The sequence below is a fragment of the Arthrobacter sp. ISL-5 genome (assembly GCF_018613835.1).
Lineage (GTDB): Bacteria > Actinomycetota > Actinomycetes > Actinomycetales > Micrococcaceae > Arthrobacter.
On the sequence record NZ_JAGGPM010000023.1, the window covers coordinates 174,377 to 191,801 of the forward strand.

The following is a 17,425-nucleotide window of genomic DNA, read 5'->3' on the forward strand; positions in this document are numbered from 1 at the left end:
TGAGTCCCTGCAGCGAACCTCAGCCGCGCGTTTGTGCCCTCCGGGGCGCAGGCGGGCGGCTCCGCAGAGCCTGTGATGTGACAAATTAGACATGAGTCGCACGCCACAATTTGATGGCCGCACCCACCCGGAAGACCTATCCTCGAATAATCATGACTTCAGCATCGAGCATGGATCCGGCAGCAGACGCTGCAGCGGAGTCCGCAACGGCCGTAGGCATCAACCTGGGATCGCGGCCGATCGGGGTCTTTGACTCCGGCGTCGGCGGGCTCACGGTGGCACGGTCCATCATCGATCAGTTGCCCAACGAATCCATTCTCTACGTGGGCGACACCGCCCACGGGCCTTACGGCCCGCTCCCCATCGCAGAGGTGCGTGCCAACGCCCTTGGCGTGATGGACGAACTCGTGGATTCCGGCGTCAAGCTCCTCACGATCGCCTGCAACTCGGCGTCGGCGGCGGTGCTCCGCGATGCCCGCGAACGCTACACCGCCCGTTACGGGATTCCGGTGATCGAAGTGATCCAGCCCGCCGTCCGGCGGGCGGTGGCCGCGACCCGCACCGGCCGCGTGGGAGTGATCGGCACGTCCGCCACCGTCGGTTCGCGGGCATACGAGGACACCTTCGCCGCGGCCCCTGACCTTGAAATCACCTCCGCGGCCTGCCCTGCCTTCGTCAGCTACGTGGAGGCGGGCATCACGACGGGCCCGGAACTGCTCGCGGTGGCCGCGGAGTACCTCGAACCGCTCAAGGCCGCGGGCGTGGACACCGTGGTGCTGGGCTGCACGCACTACCCGCTCCTGACGGGCGTGATCTCGTATGTCATGGGCGAGGACGTCACCCTGGTGTCGAGCGCCGAGGAAACGGCCAAGGACGTCTACCGTGCGCTGGCCAGCCGGGGCATGGAGCGGACCGCCGCCGCGCCGCCGGAACACAACTTCATCGCGACAGGCGACGCCGGCCAGTTCGAAGCCCTTGCGCGCAGGTTCCTGGGTCCCGAAGTGCTCAGCGTCCGCCACGTCGACCACGTCGCGGCACAGTACCCGACCGGAAGCTTGGCCCGCATCACGCCGGAAATGATCGCCGCCGCGCAGGGCACCGCCGCGCGGCCCCGCATCTCCAATTTCGTGGGCCAGGCCATGGGCAGCGGCCGCGGTCCCGGGGGTTCGGGCCTGTGAAGCTCACGATCGTCGGCTGCACGGGGTCCTTCCCCGGCCCCGGTTCCCCGGCGTCCTGCTACCTGCTGACGGCGAACGACGGCGAACGCACGTGGAAGGTCGTCATGGACCTTGGCAGCGGAGCCCTGGGTGCCATCCAGCGCTACACGGACCTCGAGGACATCGACGCCATCTTCCTCACGCACCTGCACCCGGACCACTGCATGGACCTGTGCGGCCTGCACGTGGCCGTGCGCTGGAAGCCGGGCGGCTGGGACCGCGGACGGATCCCGGTGTGGGGTCCGGCGGCGACGGCAGACAGGATGGCCACCGCGTACGGCCTCGAACTGGACCCCGGGATGCACGAGGAATTCGACTTCACCAACTGGGCCGAGCGCCAGTCCGTCTCCGTGGGACCGTTCACCGTGACGCCGTTCGCGGTGAACCACCCTGTGGAGGAGGCCTATGCGCTGCGCGTGGAGGTGAGCGAGCCGGACGCGTCCGGAGCGGCCGTGACGCGCGTCCTGACCTATTCCGGCGACACGGATTCGTGCCGCGGACTCGAGGAGGCGGCCAAGGACGCGGACCTCTTCCTGTGCGAGGCGGCCTTCGAGGAAGGCCGCGACGACGGCATTAGGGACGTCCACCTGACCGGCAAGCGGGCCGGGGAGGCCGCCACTGTGGCGGGCGCCCGCCGCCTCCTCCTCACCCACATTCCGGTATGGACGTCCCCGACGACGGTCATGGCCGAGGCGCGCCCGGTCTTCGCCGGTGATGTCGCCGTCGCAGTCGCCGGGGTGCACTACAGCGTCTGAGGCCGGACCGTCCGACGCCGGCCGCCCGACGCCGGTCCGTCCGACGCCGCCCGCCTGAGGCGGACGGCGGACGGCGCTTCTTCCCGGTCGAAGCCTGATGCCGATAAATCGATAAGCTAAAGGCATGACTTCCGAAGCAACCACAACCCCCGTCATCCGTGCCGACGGCCGCACCCCGGACCAGCTCCGCCCCATCAGCATCACCCGCGGCTGGTCCAAGCAGGCGGAAGGATCCGCCCTGATCGAGTTCGGCAACACCCGGGTGCTGTGCACGGCTTCCCTCACCGAGGGCGTGCCCCGCTGGCTCAAGGGAGAGGGCCGCGGCTGGGTCACCGCCGAGTACGCCATGCTGCCGCGGGCCACGAACACCCGCTCCGACCGCGAGTCGGTCAAGGGCAAGATCGGCGGCCGCACGCACGAGATCTCACGGCTGATCGGCCGCTCGCTGCGCTCCATCATCGACACCAAGGCCCTCGGGGAAAACACCATCGTGCTGGACTGCGATGTCCTGCAGGCCGACGGCGGCACGCGGACCGCGGCGATCACGGGCGCGTATGTGGCGCTCGCCGAAGCCATCCGCTTCGCCCGGGAAAACAAGATGATTGCCCGCAACGCCCAGCCGCTGGTGGATACCATCGCCGCCGTTTCCGTGGGCATCATCGACGGCATCCCCATGCTGGACCTTCCCTACATCGAGGATGTCCGCGCCGAGACGGACATGAACGTCGTGGTGACCGGATCCGGCAAGTTCGTGGAGGTGCAGGGAACCGCGGAGGGCGCCCCGTTCGACCGCGATGAGCTCAACGCGCTGCTGGACCTTGCCCTGTTGGGGACGGAGCAGCTCGCCGCGATCCAGCGCGAGACGCTGGCCGAAGCCCCGTGAGTGAGAGCAGCGCCGTGAATGAGGGCAGCGCCGTGAACGGAAGCGGCTCCGATGCGCCGGCTCCGCGGCTGGTGCTGGCCACCCACAACAAGGGAAAGCTGCGGGAGCTGCGCGAGTTGCTGCGCGGGCAGGTTCCCGGGCTCGACGTCGACACTCAGGTGGTGGACGCGTCCGCCGTCGGGGGTCCTGACGTCGCCGAGACCGGGGTGACCTTTGCGGAGAACTCGCTGCTGAAGGCGCGCGCGGTGGCGGAGGCGACCGGACTGGTGGCGATCGCCGATGACTCCGGCCTGTCCGTTGACGTGCTGGGCGGCGCCCCGGGCATCTTTTCGGCCCGCTGGGCAGGGCGGCACGGGGACGACGCCGCCAACCTCCGGCTGCTGCTGGCCCAGCTGGCCGACGTACCCGACACGCACCGCGGCGCCGCCTTCGTGTGCGCAGCGGCGTTGGCGGTCCCGGCATCGGCGTCGGAGGACGGAGTGCGCGAGGTGGTGGAATACGGCCAGCTCGCAGGCACGCTGCTGCGGGAGCCGCGCGGGGAAGGCGGCTTCGGCTACGACCCCGTGCTCCAGCCCCTCGGGATGGACCGGAGTTGCGCCGAGCTGAGCCCCGATGAGAAGAACGCCATCAGCCACCGCGGGCAGGCGTTCCGCGCCCTGCTTCCGGCGATCGTGGAAGCCCTCCGCCGGCACTGACGGAAGCGGCCGGCACCAACTGCGAGAAAGGCACCCCACGGCCGTGGGGTGCCTTTCTTTGATCAGTTAACCGGGGTTAGTTGTCGAGGTTCGTCTTGCGGTCGGCCTCGGGCTCGTGCTCCTCAATGAACTCTTCCACCGGGTCAGTGCCGAAGGCGGCGGCCTGGCGCTTGGCGGAGATGCCGCGCAGCACTTCGATGCCGATCGGAATCACCGAAACCAGGACAATCACGATGAAGATGATGTCCAGGTTCTCGCGGACCCACGGAATCCTGTCACCCAGCAGGTAGCCGAGGAGCGTCATGCCGCCGCCCCACAGGAGGGCGCCGATCACGTTGAAGAGGAAGAACTTCCGCTTGTCCATCTGGGCCACGCCCACGATGACGGGAACGAACGTCCTGATGATGGGAACGAAGCGGGCCAGAATCAGCGCCTTGCCGCCGTGCTTCTCGAAGAAATTGTGGGCGCTTTCCACGTTCTCGTGCTTGAACAGTCTGGAGTCCGGCTTGTTGAAGATCGCTGGGCCTGCCTTGGAACCGATGAGGTATCCGGTCTGGTTGCCGAGGATCGCGGACACGATGATGAGCGCCGCGAACAGCCAGATGTTGAATTTGATGGTGTCCGTGGCCACGAGCAGGCCCGCCGTGAACAGCATGGAATCACCGGGGAGGAAGAAGCCCACCAGCAGCCCGGTTTCGGCGAAAATGATCCCGCAGACCAGCAGCACCACCCAGGGCGCCAGGGCGGGGTCGGCGAGGAAAACCTGGGGGTTGAGCCAGTCGGGCAGGAAGGAAGCCAGATGCGGCTGGACCGGTCCGGCTCCTCCCAGTGCGGGCACGGCAAAGTCGCTCATTGCATTAAAGTTCACGTTTCAAGGGTACTTGACGGTCCTTGGCGTTCCGCGGCGCTACAGTTGTCCCCGTGAGTTTGGACTTTACGGCGATCGACTTCGAGACCGCCAACGGCTTCCGCGGTTCACCGTGCGCTGTTGGCCTCACCAAGGTCCGCGGCGGTGTCATCGTCGACGAGGCCTCGTGGCTGATGCGCCCGCCGGAGAACCACGACGCCTTCGATTATCACAATGTCCGGGTCCATGGGATTCGTCCGGCGGACGTGGCCGGCCGGCCGCGCTTCGGGGAGCTGTTCCCGGAGATCGGCGCGTTCATCGGCGGTGACATCCTCGCCGCCCACAATGCTGCCTTCGATCTTGGCGTCATCCGCTCCGGCCTGGAGGTCTCGGGCCTGCCGGGGCCTGCCTACGACTACGTCTGCACGGTGATGCTGTCCCGGCGCTGCTACTCACTGGTTTCGAATTCCCTGCCGTTCGCCGCCGAAGAGGCAGGCGTGCCGCTGGTGAACCACCATGACGCTGCCGAGGACGCCCGGGCCTGCGCCGGGATCCTGATCGACATCGCGGCCCGCAACCAGGCCAACAGCATCGCCGAGCTGTACCTCTCACTCGGCCTTGCGCTTCCGCAGCAGCCCGCCTTTCACCCGGCTCACGACGACCTCTCAAAACCGACGCTCTCGGCGCTTGCCGCCCTGGGCGGCACGGCAGCCGCGCGCCCCTTCCGAAGCGGATGGCCGGAGGAAGGGGACAATCCCCAGCCCAATCCGGATGCGGAGCCCGGCAATCCGCTCTTCGGCCAGACCGTCGTGTTCACCGGCCAGCTGGCCATGGGGCGGCCGGAAGCCAAGATGCGGTCCGCGGAGATGGGGGCGCGTCCGGAAAGCCGGGTCACCGCCAGGACCAGCGTCCTGGTGGTGGGCGACGGCTTCGTCGCGGGCGACCTGCGGTCCGGGCGGCTGACGGGAAAGGCCAGGCGCGTCCTTGAGCTGCACGACCGCGGGCAGCCGATCGAGGTCATCTCCGAGGGCGAGTTCCTGCAGATGGTGGGCGGGGCAGCCATTCACATGGCGCAATAAAGCTTTCCAGTGCCTCCCTGCGCTCTTAGCCTTGCTCCATGAGCAGACAGAGCGCCCCACGTACGTCCGGAGCCGCCACGCCGTCAGGGGTGGACTGGCGGGCCGTCTTTGCCTTTCCCAACCCGGTGAATGAATACGCGGCCAGGATCACGGCCGGCCTGGTGGTGGTGCTCGCCGTGGCCACACTGCTGACCGGCTTCGGCTGGGGCCTGGCAATCATCGCCGCCGGGTTCTGGCTCCGGGTGCTCTTCGGCCCGAGGATATCCCCGCTGGCGCTCCTGTCGGTCAAGGTTCTTGCCCCGCGGCTGGGACGCGCCAAGCTGGTTCCCGGTCCGCCCAAGCGGTTTGCCCAGGGGATCGGCGCCGCGGTGTCCACCGGGGCAGCTGTTCTGTTCGTGGCTGGCCTCGCCCCGGCGGCGTGGGTTCTGCTGGCGGTGCTGATTGTCGCCGCGTCCCTGGAGGCGTTCGCGGGATTCTGCCTTGGCTGCGTGATCTTCGGGTTCCTGCAGCGCCGCGGGATGATCCCGGAGGACGTGTGCGAAGCCTGCAATAACGTGTCCCTCAGCCAGTTGTAACCGACACCAGCTGATCGGCCATGCCGCGGATCACCTCGGGCGCTTCCAAGGCTCCGAGCCAGTCAGCCGGCAGGCAGTCCTCGCCGTAATAGGCGCCCAGGATGTTGCCCGCGATGGAACCGGTGGAATCGCTGTCCCCGCTGTGGTTGATCGCCAGGGCGATCGCGGCCTTGAAGTGCTCCACGGGATCTGCCGCCCTGTGCGGCGCGGAAATCTCAGCCGGCGCGGAAGACTCAGCCGGGGCGGAAGACTCAGCCGGGGCGGCGCCGGGCGCCGTCGCGAGAACAGCGTAAAGCCCGACGGCGAGAACCTCCTCAGCCACCCAGCCCTCGCCCAGCTCGCTGACCAGGTCCTCCGGGCTGAGCACCGGCCGCGTCGCGGTGCCGGCGCCATTGGCGAGGCCGGCGAGGCGCAGTGCGGCAGCAAGGCGCTCGCGGAGTTCCGGCACCGCATCAGCATCGGACTGAACGTGCTGGACGGCGGCCTGCGCGGCCTCCGCCAGGGTGTGGCCCTGGATCAGTGAATGGATCAGCAGGCTGAAGACGCCCGCGCTTTGCCGTGCGGACGGATGACCGTGCGTGAGGGACGCCGCGTCCGCGCTCAACTTGTACACCGATTCGGCCGGGATGTGGGGGATGAGCCCGAACGGAGCCGAGCGCATCACGGTTCCGCAGCCCTTCGAATCCGGGTTGACCGGGCGGTACACCGTGCCCATCTCGCCCGTGGCGAGCCCGCTCAGGCACGCGTTGCCGGGCGCCCGGCGGTGGCGGAGCACGGGCTGCCCGTCGATCCAGCGCGGCTGCGGCCTGGGAGCCTGTTCCGGGGCGGGCACGCCCTGGGTGTCCAGCCAGCGCAGGTAGGCCAGCCAAAGGCAGGCGTTTGCGTCCGCGCCCACGCCCGAGTTGGCCCATTCCAGCACTTCGACGAGCCCGTCCACTGTGTACAGCGTCATCTGGGTGTCGTCGGAGAAGTGGCTTCCGCCGTCGAGCGCTTCAAAGTCCTGGAGCCCGGCTTCGCCGAAGCGGCCGCGGATGGCGGTGATCGAATCGAACTCGATGGCGTAGCCGAGGGAGTCGCCCAGGGCGCCGCCCAACAGGCAGCCATGGATGCGGGACTCCGGGGACGGCAGCGCGGTGGCGCCGGGAACATTGTTCATGCCACCAAATTTACCCGCCGGCCCGGGCAGGACAGCGCAGCGGCTTGTTCCCGGAGCCCTTGCACCCTCCTTCGGCTGGGGATCTTTCCGGGAAACGGGCCGGCCCGGGGGCGCTAAGCTCGAATTCAGCAACCGTCCAGACTCTGCTGCCAGAATGCAGGGGCTGACTCCCGCAGGTGCCGGTGTCACCGGCCCACCGAAACAAAGGATTTCCTGAACATGACCACCCCTGTGTCCGTACCCCCGACCGACGCCGAGTCGCACGCCTCCGGTGACGACGGATTCCGGCCCGGGCTGGTTTCCCGGCTGGGGGCCGAAGCGTTCGGAACCTTGTTCCTGGTGATCGCCGGACTGGGCGTGCCACTCTTCACGCTTCCGCAGTCGAGTCCGCTGCCGGCCTCGCTTGCCGGTGGCCTGGCCGTGACGGCTGCCATGCTGGCCTTCGCGTACATCTCGGGCGGGCACTTCAACCCGGCCATCACTCTGGGCAATCTCGTGGCAGGAAAGATCCGGATCGCCCACGCCGCCGCCTACATCGGCGCGCAGCTCGTGGGCGCAGCCGCCGGTGCGCTGACGCTGTTCGGCATCCTCCGCACCGTCCCCAACATTCCCGACACCCGGGCGGCGTTCGATACCGTGACGGCCGGATTCGGCGAACACTCCGTCATTCAGGCGCCCATGGCGGGCGTCCTGCTGGCCGAAGTCCTCGGCGCAGCCCTCCTGGTCGCCGTTTTCCTCGGCACCACGGCACGCCGCAACGTCCACGCGGCAGCGGCACCGTTCGCCGTCGGCCTGGCGTTCGCCGTGCTGCTCCAGTTCGGGCAGGCCATCGGAAACGCCCCGTTCAACCCCGCCCGGGCCACGGCGTCGGCGCTGTTCAGCAACAGCTGGTCGCTCGGGCAGCTCTGGCTCTTCTGGGTGGCCCCGCTGGTGGGTGCGGCCATCGCCGGCCTCGTGTTCCGGGGTTTCTCCGAAAGTGCCGCTGTGGGCGCCGCCGCTGCGCGTTCGGCCGGCGAGGACGAGGAAGCCGCGGCAGACTCACTTGACTCCGATGACGAGAATGACGAGTCCGACGACGGCAAGTCCGACGACGGCGCGGACGCCCGCCGCGCTTCCGCCGACCGTACTTCCGCCGCAGGCGGGGCGGCACCCGCAGCGGCAGGCGGAGCCGCCGCCGGCGCAGCGCCAGGCTCGGCGAAGCCGGCTGCTGCCGGCGACCGTACCGCGGGGACGCGGGACGAAGCCCGCGACTTTTTCGACGGCCCGAGCAGCAAGTAGCACCGGGCGTCGGCCCGGCAACAAGAGCAGGCAGCAGAAGCACCCACATGACGGCCGGCACGGACCGCCACCCGAGCGTGTCTCCGGACGCGCCGGGTGCGGTCGGCAATACTGTCAGTGCCTGCGGATAGCGTAAGAATATGCGGTTATTGCACACCTCCGACTGGCACCTGGGCCGGTCCTTCCACGGCGTTGGCATGCTCGATGCCCAGCGCTCCTTTGTCGACCAGCTGGTCGCCCGGGTCCAGGAACTGTCCGTCGATGTGGTCCTCATTGCGGGCGATGTGTATGACCGCGCCCTGCCCGGCGTCGACGTCGTCGGGCTGCTGGACGACGCCCTTGTCCGGCTGACCGGCGCCGGCGCCCGCGTGGTGCTGACCAGCGGCAACCATGACTCCGCCATCAGGCTCGGATTTGCCTCGAGGCTGCTGGAGCGGGGCGGCGTCCATCTGCGGACCCGGCTCCAGGAGCTGGACGTGCCGCTGATGCTGCCGCTGGGGAGCGGGCCCGACAATGAGCAGGGTCCGGCCGTGGCAATTTACGGCATTCCCTGGCTCGAACCGCGCCTCGTGGCCGATCAACTCGGCGTCGCGACGGCCAGCCACTTTGAGGTCACCCGTGCGGCCACGGAGCGCATCCGTGCGGACCTGGCCGCACGCAGCCAGTCGCGGACCGTCCATTCGGTGGTCCTGGCGCACACCTTCGCGAGCGGCGGAATCAGCTCGGACAGCGAACGTGACCTCAGCATCGGAGGAGTCGGCGCCGTTCCGCTGGACCTTTTTGCCGGCTTCAGTTACACCGCACTGGGCCACCTCCACGGCCGGCAGGCACTCGCCCCGGACGTGAGATATTCAGGTTCGCCGCTGGCCTATTCCTTTTCCGAAGCGAAGCACCATAAAGGCGCCTGGCTCATCGACGTCGATGAGACCGGCGTGACCGCCGTGCAGGAGGTCCTTTGGGCGGCGCCGCGGAAGCTCGCGGTCCTCCGCGGGACCCTCACGGAACTTCTCGAGTCGGCCGATCATGCGTGGGCGGAAGATGCGTACTGCCAGATCACCCTTACGGATGCGCAGCGGCCGGCCCAGGCCATGGAAAAGCTCAGGGCGCGGTTCCCGGACACGCTCGTACTCGGGTTCGATCCCGAGGGCGTGCCGGCATCTGCGAAGACCAGTTACAGCAGCCGGCTCGCCGCGGCGAAGGACGATCTCTCGGTCTGTTGCGGCTTTCTGGAACATGTCCGCGGCCGCGAACCCGATGAGGCGGAGCGGACCGTCCTGACTGAAGCCTTGGAAACCGTGCGCCTGCAGGGAGTGTCACTATGAGAATCCACCGCCTGGAGATCTGTGCCTTCGGCCCGTTCGCCGGCACCGAGGAAATCGATTTCGACCGGCTCAGCGGCCATGGGCTGTTCCTGCTCAATGGAGCCACCGGCGCCGGCAAGACCAGCGTGCTGGATGCCATTTGCTACGCGCTGTACGGATCCGTGCCCGGCGCGCGGCAGGACGGGAAGAGGCTGCGCAGCGATCACGCGGAGTCCGCCACCGAACCCCGGGTGAGCTGCGAGTTTTCGGCCCGCGGCAGGCGGTTTGAAGTCTCCCGCTCGCCGGCCTGGGAGAAGCCCAGTGCGCGCGGCCGCAACGGGTTCACCACGCAGCAGGCCAAAACGCTCCTGCGCGAGCGGGTGGGCGGTGAATGGATCGAAAAGTCCGGCAGGAATGACGAAGCCGGGGCCGAGATAGCTGCGATCCTCGGCATGGACAGGGAACAGTTCACCAGGGTGGTCTTGCTCCCGCAGGGGGACTTCGCGGCCTTTCTCCGGTCGAAGGCCTCGGACCGACTGGAACTCCTGCAGAAACTCTTCGGGACCGAGCGCTTTGAAGCGGTGGAGCGTGAACTGGCCATCAAAGCCGCCGAAGCCGCCAGGGAAGTTGCGGGCCACAACGGCAAGCTGGCGCTGATCGTGGCACGGGCCGACGCCGAGGCCACGGCACTGGACCTGGACGTGAGCGGCGCCCCGGATACCGGCCGCGCCAGTGATCGGCTCGGCTGGCTCGAATCTGCCGCGTCTGCCCGGGCCACGGAGTTGGCCGCCGAGGCTGAGGCGTGTGAGGCCCTGCACCGGGAATGCGCAGCGCGGCGTGATCAGGAACTGGCCCGCGAAGGGAGGCGGCTGAAGCTTGCCGCCGCACTGCGCCGGAAAGCGGACGCTGAGGCGGCTGCTTCCGTCCTTGACGCCACAGCGGCCAGGCTGTCACTGCACCGCAAGGCCGAGATACTTGGCGGACAGCTCCAGGCCGTGGCCGCGGCCGATGCACTGGTAACACGTGCGGCCGAGGCCATGGAGCGTTCCGCAGCAGGCGTGCAGCGGGCTGCCAAGGAGCACGCCGAGCTGGCAGGCACCGAGCCTTCCGCAGTTGACGTCGGCGCCGAGCTGGGGCGGCTGCGGTCGCTGCTTGCCGTGGTGAACGAGCGCTTGGCTGATGAGGACAGACTGGCTGGCCTGCGGTCCCGGTCCGCGGGTCTGGCAGGGGAGCGCCAGGGACTGTCGGACGCCATCGAGTCCCATGAAGTTTCCCTTCTTTCCCTGCGCTCAGAGATGGCGGGCCTGCAGGCGGGCCAACAGGTGCTGGAGTTGTTGGCGGGCGAGTCCGTGCTCCGCACCAAGGAAGCCGCGGCCGCCGACGAACTCGTGGACGTTGTCCGGCGCTATGGGGCAGCGGCCGTCGAATGTACGGCCGTGACGGAGCGCCATCTCAGGGGCAGGGAAGAACACCAGGAACTGCGCACACGGTGGCTTGACGTCCGGGAGGAGCGCCTGTCCAACGCGGCAGCCGAACTCGCGGCGCGCCTGGAGCACGGCGAGCCGTGCCCGGTCTGCGGCAGCGCGGAACATCCGGCGCCGGTTCCAACCGCTGAATCCGCCCTGGGACTTGCCGACAAAGAGGAGCAGGCAAAGGCCAAATATGAGCGGGCGGAGAAAGCACTCGCCGCGGTGGACGCGGAACTCTCCGCCGCGCGACAACTGGCCGCCGTGCTGGCCGGGCAGGGCGGCGAGACCGATCCCGCCGAAGCACACGAGGCCGCACAGGCCGCTCGGGAAGCGGCAGCCGAGGCCGCGGCTGCAGAGGTGGAGCTGGCGAAGAGCCGGGCGCGGCAGGCGCAGCTTGCGGACCGACTTGACTCCACTGAGCGGGCGCGCGTCGAGGCGATGTCGGGCCTGACCCAGGCGGAGTCCACCCTGGCGGAAATCGAACAGCAGGCGGCCATGCTGGAGTCGGCACTGGCCGCGCTGCGGGCCGGCTACGGCAGCCTTAGCCTCCGCTGCGGCGGCATCGGGGAAGTGATCGACATCCTGGAACGGGCGTCTTCGGCCCGTGCCCAACTGGACCAGGCGGCGGCCCGGCTGGCAGACGCGCAGGGCCAACTGGACCGCGCGCTGCCGGAAGCGGGCTTCGATTCGGCCGCTGACGCGCAGGCGGCGCTGCTGACGCCGTCGGAGTCGGCGCGGCTGGATGCGGCGGTCCGTGCCGGACACGACGAACTGGCCCGGTTGGATGAGCTGTTCGCCAGCGAGGAACTCATTCTGGCCGGCAGGGAACGCGAAGCCGGCAACGCAACGGAGGCCGGGAAGCTGGAACGGCTGCGGGCCAAGGCGGACCAGGCGGAGAGGACGGCGAAGGACGTGGCGCTGGCCGCCGGCCTTGCCGTGCAGGGCTGCGGGTCCCTTGGCCGGCTGCGGCGCGAATACGACGAACTGGCAGAGGCCGGCCGGGGGCCGCAGGAACGCGCCGAACTGCTGACCGCACTGGCGGATTCTTCCCGCGGCTCCGGCGACAACAGCTACCGCATGAGCCTCAACAGCTATGTGCTGGCCGCACGGCTCGAACAGGTTGCCGTTGCCGCGTCCGAGAGGCTCGTCGCCATGAGCGACGGGCGGTACACGCTGCAGCACACGGATGCCAGGGCCGCGAGGAACGCAAAGTCCGGGCTCGGCCTGGAAGTCGTGGACGAATGGACCGGCCAGCGGCGCGATACATCCACACTGTCCGGCGGGGAGTCCTTCATGGCTTCGCTGTCCCTCGCCTTGGGCCTCGCGGACGTTGTGCAGCAGGAGGCCGGCGGCGTGGACATTGAGACCCTGTTCGTCGACGAGGGGTTCGGAAGCCTCGACGAACAGGCGCTGGAGCAGGTGATGGACGCCTTGGAGGGCCTGCGCGACGGCGGCAGGGTGGTCGGCCTTGTCAGCCACGTGGCGGAGATGAAGCAGCGGATCGGCACCCAGCTCCAGGTCGTGAAGGGACGCAACGGCTCCACCCTGCATGTCTCAGACACAGCCTCAGCCACAGCCGTAGCGGGCGGAGCCCCGGCCCGTCTTGTAGAATCGGATAGTTACCGGGTTGCGCGCATCGGGAGGAGGGACGATGCGCACTACTGAACGAGCCCGGATACATGACTACCTCCACGGCGCCGCAGCGCCCTTCACTGCACTCTCCCGCCGACGCAGACAAACTGCCCTCCGATTCGCCACCGGCCCGCCCGGGAGGCCGTTACTCCCGATTGCCTGAACTGGCTGGCAGGGGCTTTATTCCGCTTGGCCTGTTCGCCCGGCTGCCGCTGGCCATGCTGACGGTCGGCACGCTTACGCTCGTCACCTCCGTCAGCAGCTCGTATGCCGCGGGCGGAACCTCGGCCGGCGCAGTGGGCATCGGATCGGCCATCGGAGCGCCCGTGCTGGGCGCCCTGGCGGACCGTTTCGGCCAGCGCCCGGTCCTCGTGGTTTCGGCCATCCTGAATGCCCTGGCCGTCCTCGCGCTGATCGCCACGGCCTATGTGGTGCCCGGGGCAGAAGGCAGCGCGGCACCCCTCCTCGCGGCGGCATTCATTGCCGGTGTCAGCTGCCCCCAGGTCGGTCCGCTGGCGCGGGTCCGCTGGATGGCGCTGACGTCGGCCGGAAACCGCAAGGGCGCTGGCAAGGACCTGGACACGGCACTGTCGTATGAGAGCACGGCCGACGAGCTCACCTTTGTCCTCGGCCCGGCTCTCGTGGGCATCCTGGCCAGTCTGATCGCGCCGTGGCTCCCGCTGGCCCTTGCCGCCGCACTGACCATCACGCTGGTGCCTGCCTTCGCCGTGCACCGGACGCATCTTTCGGTTCCCCGCAGAGTTGTTCAACCCACGGCTGTTCAACCCAGAACCGATCCCACAGCTGTTCAGCGCAGTGCTGTCCGGTCCGGTACGCCGCGGGCGGGACTCGCCCCCTTCGCCGCCGTGGCGCTGCCCGTGCTGGCAATGGTCTGCATGGGCAGCTTTTTCGGCTCCATCCAGGCCGCCCTCAGTTCGTTTTCTGCCGCGTTTGCAACGTCCGAGGTCGCCGGGCTCCTGTATGCGGTCATGGGGCTCAGCTCGGCTGCGGCCGCCATATCCGTGGCCTACTGGCCGGCCCGCTTCACCCCGGCGGCGCGTTGGCTGGCCGGGGCGGCGGCCATGGCCGGTCTGTCAACACTCCTCCTGCTGCCGGGCGACGGCTGGGCCATGGTCCTGGTGCTCCTGGTTCTGGGACTGCCGGTGGGACCTGTCATGGTCACGGTGTTTGCCATTGGCGGCATCGTGGCGCCAGCGGGCCGGCTCGGAACCGTGATGACGGCGCTGGCCAGCGGCATCGTCGCGGGCACGGCCCTCGGGTCATCGGTCGCCGGCCAGCTGGCGGAGGCCAGCGGCTACTCGGCGGCGTTCCTCGTTCCGGTAGCCGCCGCGGCGGCGCTGTTCGTGCTCGGCGCGGCTGCCGCCGTCGTCGTCCGCCGGAGCCAGCCCAACTAGGTAGCAGCACGCGCCGTTCTCAGCGCTGAGAACGGCGTGAGCTGCTACTCACTTGGGCGGGAACGGGTCAGGCGAGCTGGCTTTCGATCCGCGCCGCGCTGGCGGTCAGTGCCGCGGCGAGTTCGGCCGGGTCCTGAGTTGAACGGATATAGACGACGGCGACCGCCGCGGGCCGTCCGCCCGGCACCCTGATCGGGGCGGCCAGCGAGGAAACCCCCGCGATGACTTCGTCGTGGCTTGCCGCGTAGCCGCGCTGGCGCGCTTCGGCAGCCTCGGTTCGGTAGGGCACGCCGGGCGCCAGCTGGTTCCAATCGTGTTCCGACACGGCCGACTGGATGGCGATGCCGGGGGCGCCCGTGCTGATGGGATGCCGTGAACCGGGATGCTGGACAACCGTGGCGGCGGAATGGCGGGGCTCCACAGTGACCAGCGTGACGCAGTCCTGGTGGTCCCAGACGGCGACGAAGGCAGTCATGTTCAGCGTGTTGGCCAGCTGGGTCAGTTCAGGGAGGGCGGCCGTCTGCAGGTTGCGCGAAACTCCGCGGGCCAGCACGGCGAGGCCCGGACCGGGCTGCACCCTGCCCGCGTCGTCGCGCACCAGGAGCGAGTGGTCCTCCAGCGTGCGGAGAATCCTGTAGGCGACCGAGCGGTGGACGCCCATGGCATCGGCGAGCTCGGCGATGGTCAACGGGCGGTCGGCCTCGGCCAGGATTTCCAAGGCCCGGATGCCCCTGGAGAGAGTCTGTGACGGGGAAGCCTGGGCGGGCGCAGCCTGTGCGCCGGCACTGGCGATTGGATTCATGCTGTCCATCCTAGGCGGGGGAGCGGGACGTTTTGCCAGAGGGTCTTGTGTTGGGCGTCACCTTGGGCTAGCGTTCCATATAGGAATTTCGCGTTCAACTATAGAACAGCTCAACTATAGAACAGCTCGGAAGAGCACGCCAGAGTCGGCCGCTCCGCAACGGTCAGCCTCAGCGACCGAAGGAATCGAAGATGATTGCGAAGCCGGAAGCGGCCCCGGACGTCCCCCGCCGGACCTCCGTTCCGCGGGCCCATCACTTCCGCGGCAGCCTGGGCAGGTTCGCGACCGGCGTCGCGATCGTCACCTTTGACGGCGCCACCAAGCGCCACGGCATCACCGTGAACTCGTTCACGTCGGTTTCGATGGAGCCGCCGCTGGTCCTGGTGAGCATCGCACGCACCGCCAAGGCGCACGATGAGCTCGCGGGCCGCCCCTTCACCGTGAACATCCTGGGCGCCGAACAGCGGCACCTGGCCATGCATTTCGCCGGACGCCCCGGACCCGAGCCTTTGTGGGTGGAGGGCGGGACGGCGCCGCGCCTGACCAATGTCCTCGCCTACTTTGAGTGCAAGCCATGGGCCGCGTACGACGGCGGCGACCACACGCTTTATCTCGGCGAGGTAGTGGACTTCAACTACCGCAACGGCGACGCCCTGGCGTTCGCGAACAGCGCCTTCACCACCATCCCGGAGAGCCAGCTGGGCATGGAGGACCTCCTCTAGGCGCATTTCAACAATCACCAATCCACCTGCGGTTCAACGACGACTGGAGATAGCAATGGGCATCCGAACCGGCCAGCAGTTCCTGGACAAACTCAACGCCATGACGCCCCACATCGTGATTGACGGCGAGGTGGTCAGCGAAAAAGTCGCGGAGCACCCCGCCTTCCGCAATGTGGCGCGGTCCTACGCGAAGCTGTTCGACATGCAGCATGACAAGCAGCACCAGGAGGCGCTGACCTACGCGTCGCCCACCACGGGGGACCTGGTGAACGCATCCTTCCTGGTGCCGCGGACTGTCGAGGACCTGCAGCACCGGCGCCGCGCAATCTCCACCTGGGCGGAAGCCACCAACGGATTCCTGGGCCGCACGGGGGACTATATGAACTCGGCCCTCACGGCCCTGGGCACGGCGGAGAAGTGGTTCGCTCAGGCTGATCCCAAGTTTGCCGAGAACATCCGCAACTACTATGAGTGGGCCCGCGAAAACGACACCCTGGCTACGCACACGCTGATTCCGCCGCAGGTCAACCGGTCAGTGTCCGGCTCCGAGCAGCTCGGCGGCCAGCTTACCGCCCACATCGTGGAGGAGCGCGAGGACGGCATTGTCATCCGCGGCGCCCGCATGCTGGCCACCATCGCGCCCATTGCTGACGAACTGCTCGTCTTCCCGTCCACGGTGCTGCGCGGCACCCCTGAGGATGCGCCCTATTCCTTCGCCTTTGCCATTCCCAACGACGCGCCGGGACTGCGGTACCTGTGCCGCACCTCGCTCTATAACGGGGGCAGCACCCACGACGAGCCGCTGGCCTCCCGCTACGAGGAAATGGATGCGGTGGCCATTTTCGATGACGTCTTCGTCCCGAGCGAACGCATCTTCATGCTCGGGAACCCCCAGCTCTGCAACTCCTTCTACGCCGAGACCGGTGCGGGTGCCCTCATGACCCACCAGGTGGTCACCCGGACCATAGCGAAGAGCGAATTCTTCCTTGGCCTGGCCTCGGAGCTCGCCGATTCGATCGGCATCGACGGGTTCCAGCACATCCAGGAGGACATCGCCGAACTGATTATCGACGTCGAGATCGGCAAGGCCCTGGTGCGCGCGTCCGAGGCCGACGCGGAGCTCAATGAGGCCGGTGTCATGCTGCCGAAGTGGACCACCCTGAATGCCGCGCGGAACTGGTATCCCAAGATGGCCCAGCGTTTTCCGCAGATCATCCGGAAATTCTCCGCCTCAGGGCTCATGGCGCTGCCCGGCGAAGCCGACGTGAACAGCGAGGCGCGGGCGGACATCGACCTGTATCTGCAGGGGAAGACCCTCACGGGACCCGAGCGGGTGCGTCTCTTCAAACTCGCCTTCGACGCCTCGATCTCAGGCTTCTCCGGCCGCCAGTCCCTCTACGAGTACTTCTTCTTCGGGGACCCGGTGCGGATGGCCAGCGCCCTCGTCAACACCTACGACCGCGAACCGGTCAGGGCCAGGCTCCGGGAATTCCTGAACCGGGCCGACTAAATGTACAGGCACCAAAAGATTTAAGTGCGATCCATCACAATTTCATAGTATCCTTCATACCAACTGACCGTTCGATCAGTAAATCGCTC

General features: G+C 68.2%; 15 protein-coding genes. 12 read left to right on the top strand and 3 right to left on the bottom strand.

Going from position 1 to position 17,425, the window contains the following annotated elements:
- The first annotated feature begins 170 nt into the window (after positions 1–170).
- The 4 genes from murI to rdgB all read left to right on the top strand — a co-directional run bounded on the left by murI (position 171) and on the right by rdgB (position 3,550).
- Positions 171–1,178, top strand: coding sequence for a glutamate racemase (gene murI / locus J7I89_RS12415; protein ID WP_251045259.1), 1,008 nt, complete (start codon positions 171–173; stop codon positions 1,176–1,178).
- A complete protein-coding gene (locus J7I89_RS12420; protein ID WP_214970571.1) occupies positions 1,175–1,972 on the top strand; it encodes an MBL fold metallo-hydrolase in 798 nt (265 codons plus the stop codon). The genes murI and J7I89_RS12420 overlap by 4 nt, the downstream gene beginning before the upstream one ends.
- A gap of 124 nt (positions 1,973–2,096) precedes the next feature.
- Positions 2,097–2,855: a ribonuclease PH gene (gene rph, locus J7I89_RS12425; protein WP_251045225.1), complete on the top strand. Its 759-nt coding sequence runs from the start codon at positions 2,097–2,099 to the stop codon at positions 2,853–2,855.
- Between the two features lie 14 nt (positions 2,856–2,869).
- Complete coding sequence (gene rdgB / locus J7I89_RS12430) at positions 2,870–3,550, top strand: RdgB/HAM1 family non-canonical purine NTP pyrophosphatase (RefSeq protein WP_214970573.1); 681 nt, start codon at positions 2,870–2,872, stop codon at positions 3,548–3,550.
- 76 nt (positions 3,551–3,626) lie between these two features.
- Here rdgB and J7I89_RS12435 read toward each other — a convergent pair whose 3' ends face one another.
- Positions 3,627–4,403 (bottom strand): DedA family protein, encoded by a 777-nt coding sequence (locus tag J7I89_RS12435; RefSeq protein ID WP_214970671.1) that lies wholly within the window; start codon positions 4,401–4,403, stop codon positions 3,627–3,629.
- Positions 4,404–4,471: 68 nt separating this feature from the next.
- On the opposite strand from J7I89_RS12435, the gene J7I89_RS12440 reads away from it, so the two are divergent.
- Both J7I89_RS12440 and J7I89_RS12445 read left to right on the top strand, forming a co-directional pair.
- On the top strand, positions 4,472–5,476 hold the full coding sequence (locus J7I89_RS12440) for an exonuclease domain-containing protein (RefSeq protein ID WP_214970575.1): 1,005 nt from the start codon (positions 4,472–4,474) through the stop codon (positions 5,474–5,476).
- Between the two features lie 38 nt (positions 5,477–5,514).
- Positions 5,515–6,051, top strand: coding sequence for a DUF4395 domain-containing protein (locus J7I89_RS12445; RefSeq protein WP_214970577.1), 537 nt, complete (start codon positions 5,515–5,517; stop codon positions 6,049–6,051).
- On the opposite strand, the gene J7I89_RS12450 is transcribed toward J7I89_RS12445, so the two are convergent.
- Positions 6,038–7,207, bottom strand: coding sequence for an ADP-ribosylglycohydrolase family protein (locus J7I89_RS12450; protein WP_214970579.1), 1,170 nt, complete (start codon positions 7,205–7,207; stop codon positions 6,038–6,040). The genes J7I89_RS12445 and J7I89_RS12450 overlap by 14 nt on opposite strands.
- 219 nt (positions 7,208–7,426) lie before the next feature.
- Between J7I89_RS12450 and J7I89_RS12455 the strand changes: the two genes are divergently transcribed.
- The 4 genes from J7I89_RS12455 (at position 7,427) to J7I89_RS12470 (ending at position 14,302) form a co-directional block, all read left to right on the top strand.
- Positions 7,427–8,485, top strand: coding sequence for an MIP/aquaporin family protein (locus tag J7I89_RS12455; RefSeq protein ID WP_214970581.1), 1,059 nt, complete (start codon positions 7,427–7,429; stop codon positions 8,483–8,485).
- 140 nt (positions 8,486–8,625) lie between these two features.
- On the top strand, positions 8,626–9,807 hold the full coding sequence (locus tag J7I89_RS12460) for an exonuclease SbcCD subunit D (protein ID WP_214970583.1): 1,182 nt from the start codon (positions 8,626–8,628) through the stop codon (positions 9,805–9,807).
- Positions 9,804–12,920 carry an AAA family ATPase gene (locus tag J7I89_RS12465; RefSeq protein WP_214970585.1) on the top strand — a complete coding sequence of 1,039 codons (3,117 nt, stop codon included), beginning with the start codon at positions 9,804–9,806 and terminating at the stop codon, positions 12,918–12,920. The genes J7I89_RS12460 and J7I89_RS12465 overlap by 4 nt, the downstream gene beginning before the upstream one ends.
- Positions 12,921–12,934: 14 nt before the next feature.
- The gene (locus J7I89_RS12470; RefSeq protein ID WP_214970587.1) at positions 12,935–14,302 is read left to right on the top strand and encodes an MFS transporter; all 1,368 of its coding nucleotides are present in this window, start codon (positions 12,935–12,937) and stop codon (positions 14,300–14,302) included.
- 67 nt (positions 14,303–14,369) lie between these two features.
- Here J7I89_RS12470 and J7I89_RS12475 read toward each other — a convergent pair whose 3' ends face one another.
- Complete coding sequence (locus J7I89_RS12475; RefSeq protein WP_214970590.1) at positions 14,370–15,104, bottom strand: IclR family transcriptional regulator; 735 nt, start codon at positions 15,102–15,104, stop codon at positions 14,370–14,372.
- 191 nt (positions 15,105–15,295) lie between these two features.
- Here J7I89_RS12475 and J7I89_RS12480 point away from each other — a divergent pair, with 191 nt between their 5' ends.
- Positions 15,296–15,826 (top strand): flavin reductase family protein, encoded by a 531-nt coding sequence (locus J7I89_RS12480; RefSeq protein WP_214970592.1) that lies wholly within the window; start codon positions 15,296–15,298, stop codon positions 15,824–15,826.
- Between the two features lie 55 nt (positions 15,827–15,881).
- Positions 15,882–17,336 carry a 4-hydroxyphenylacetate 3-monooxygenase, oxygenase component gene (hpaB, locus tag J7I89_RS12485; RefSeq protein ID WP_214970595.1) on the top strand — a complete coding sequence of 485 codons (1,455 nt, stop codon included), beginning with the start codon at positions 15,882–15,884 and terminating at the stop codon, positions 17,334–17,336.
- Positions 17,337–17,425: the final 89 nt, after the last annotated feature.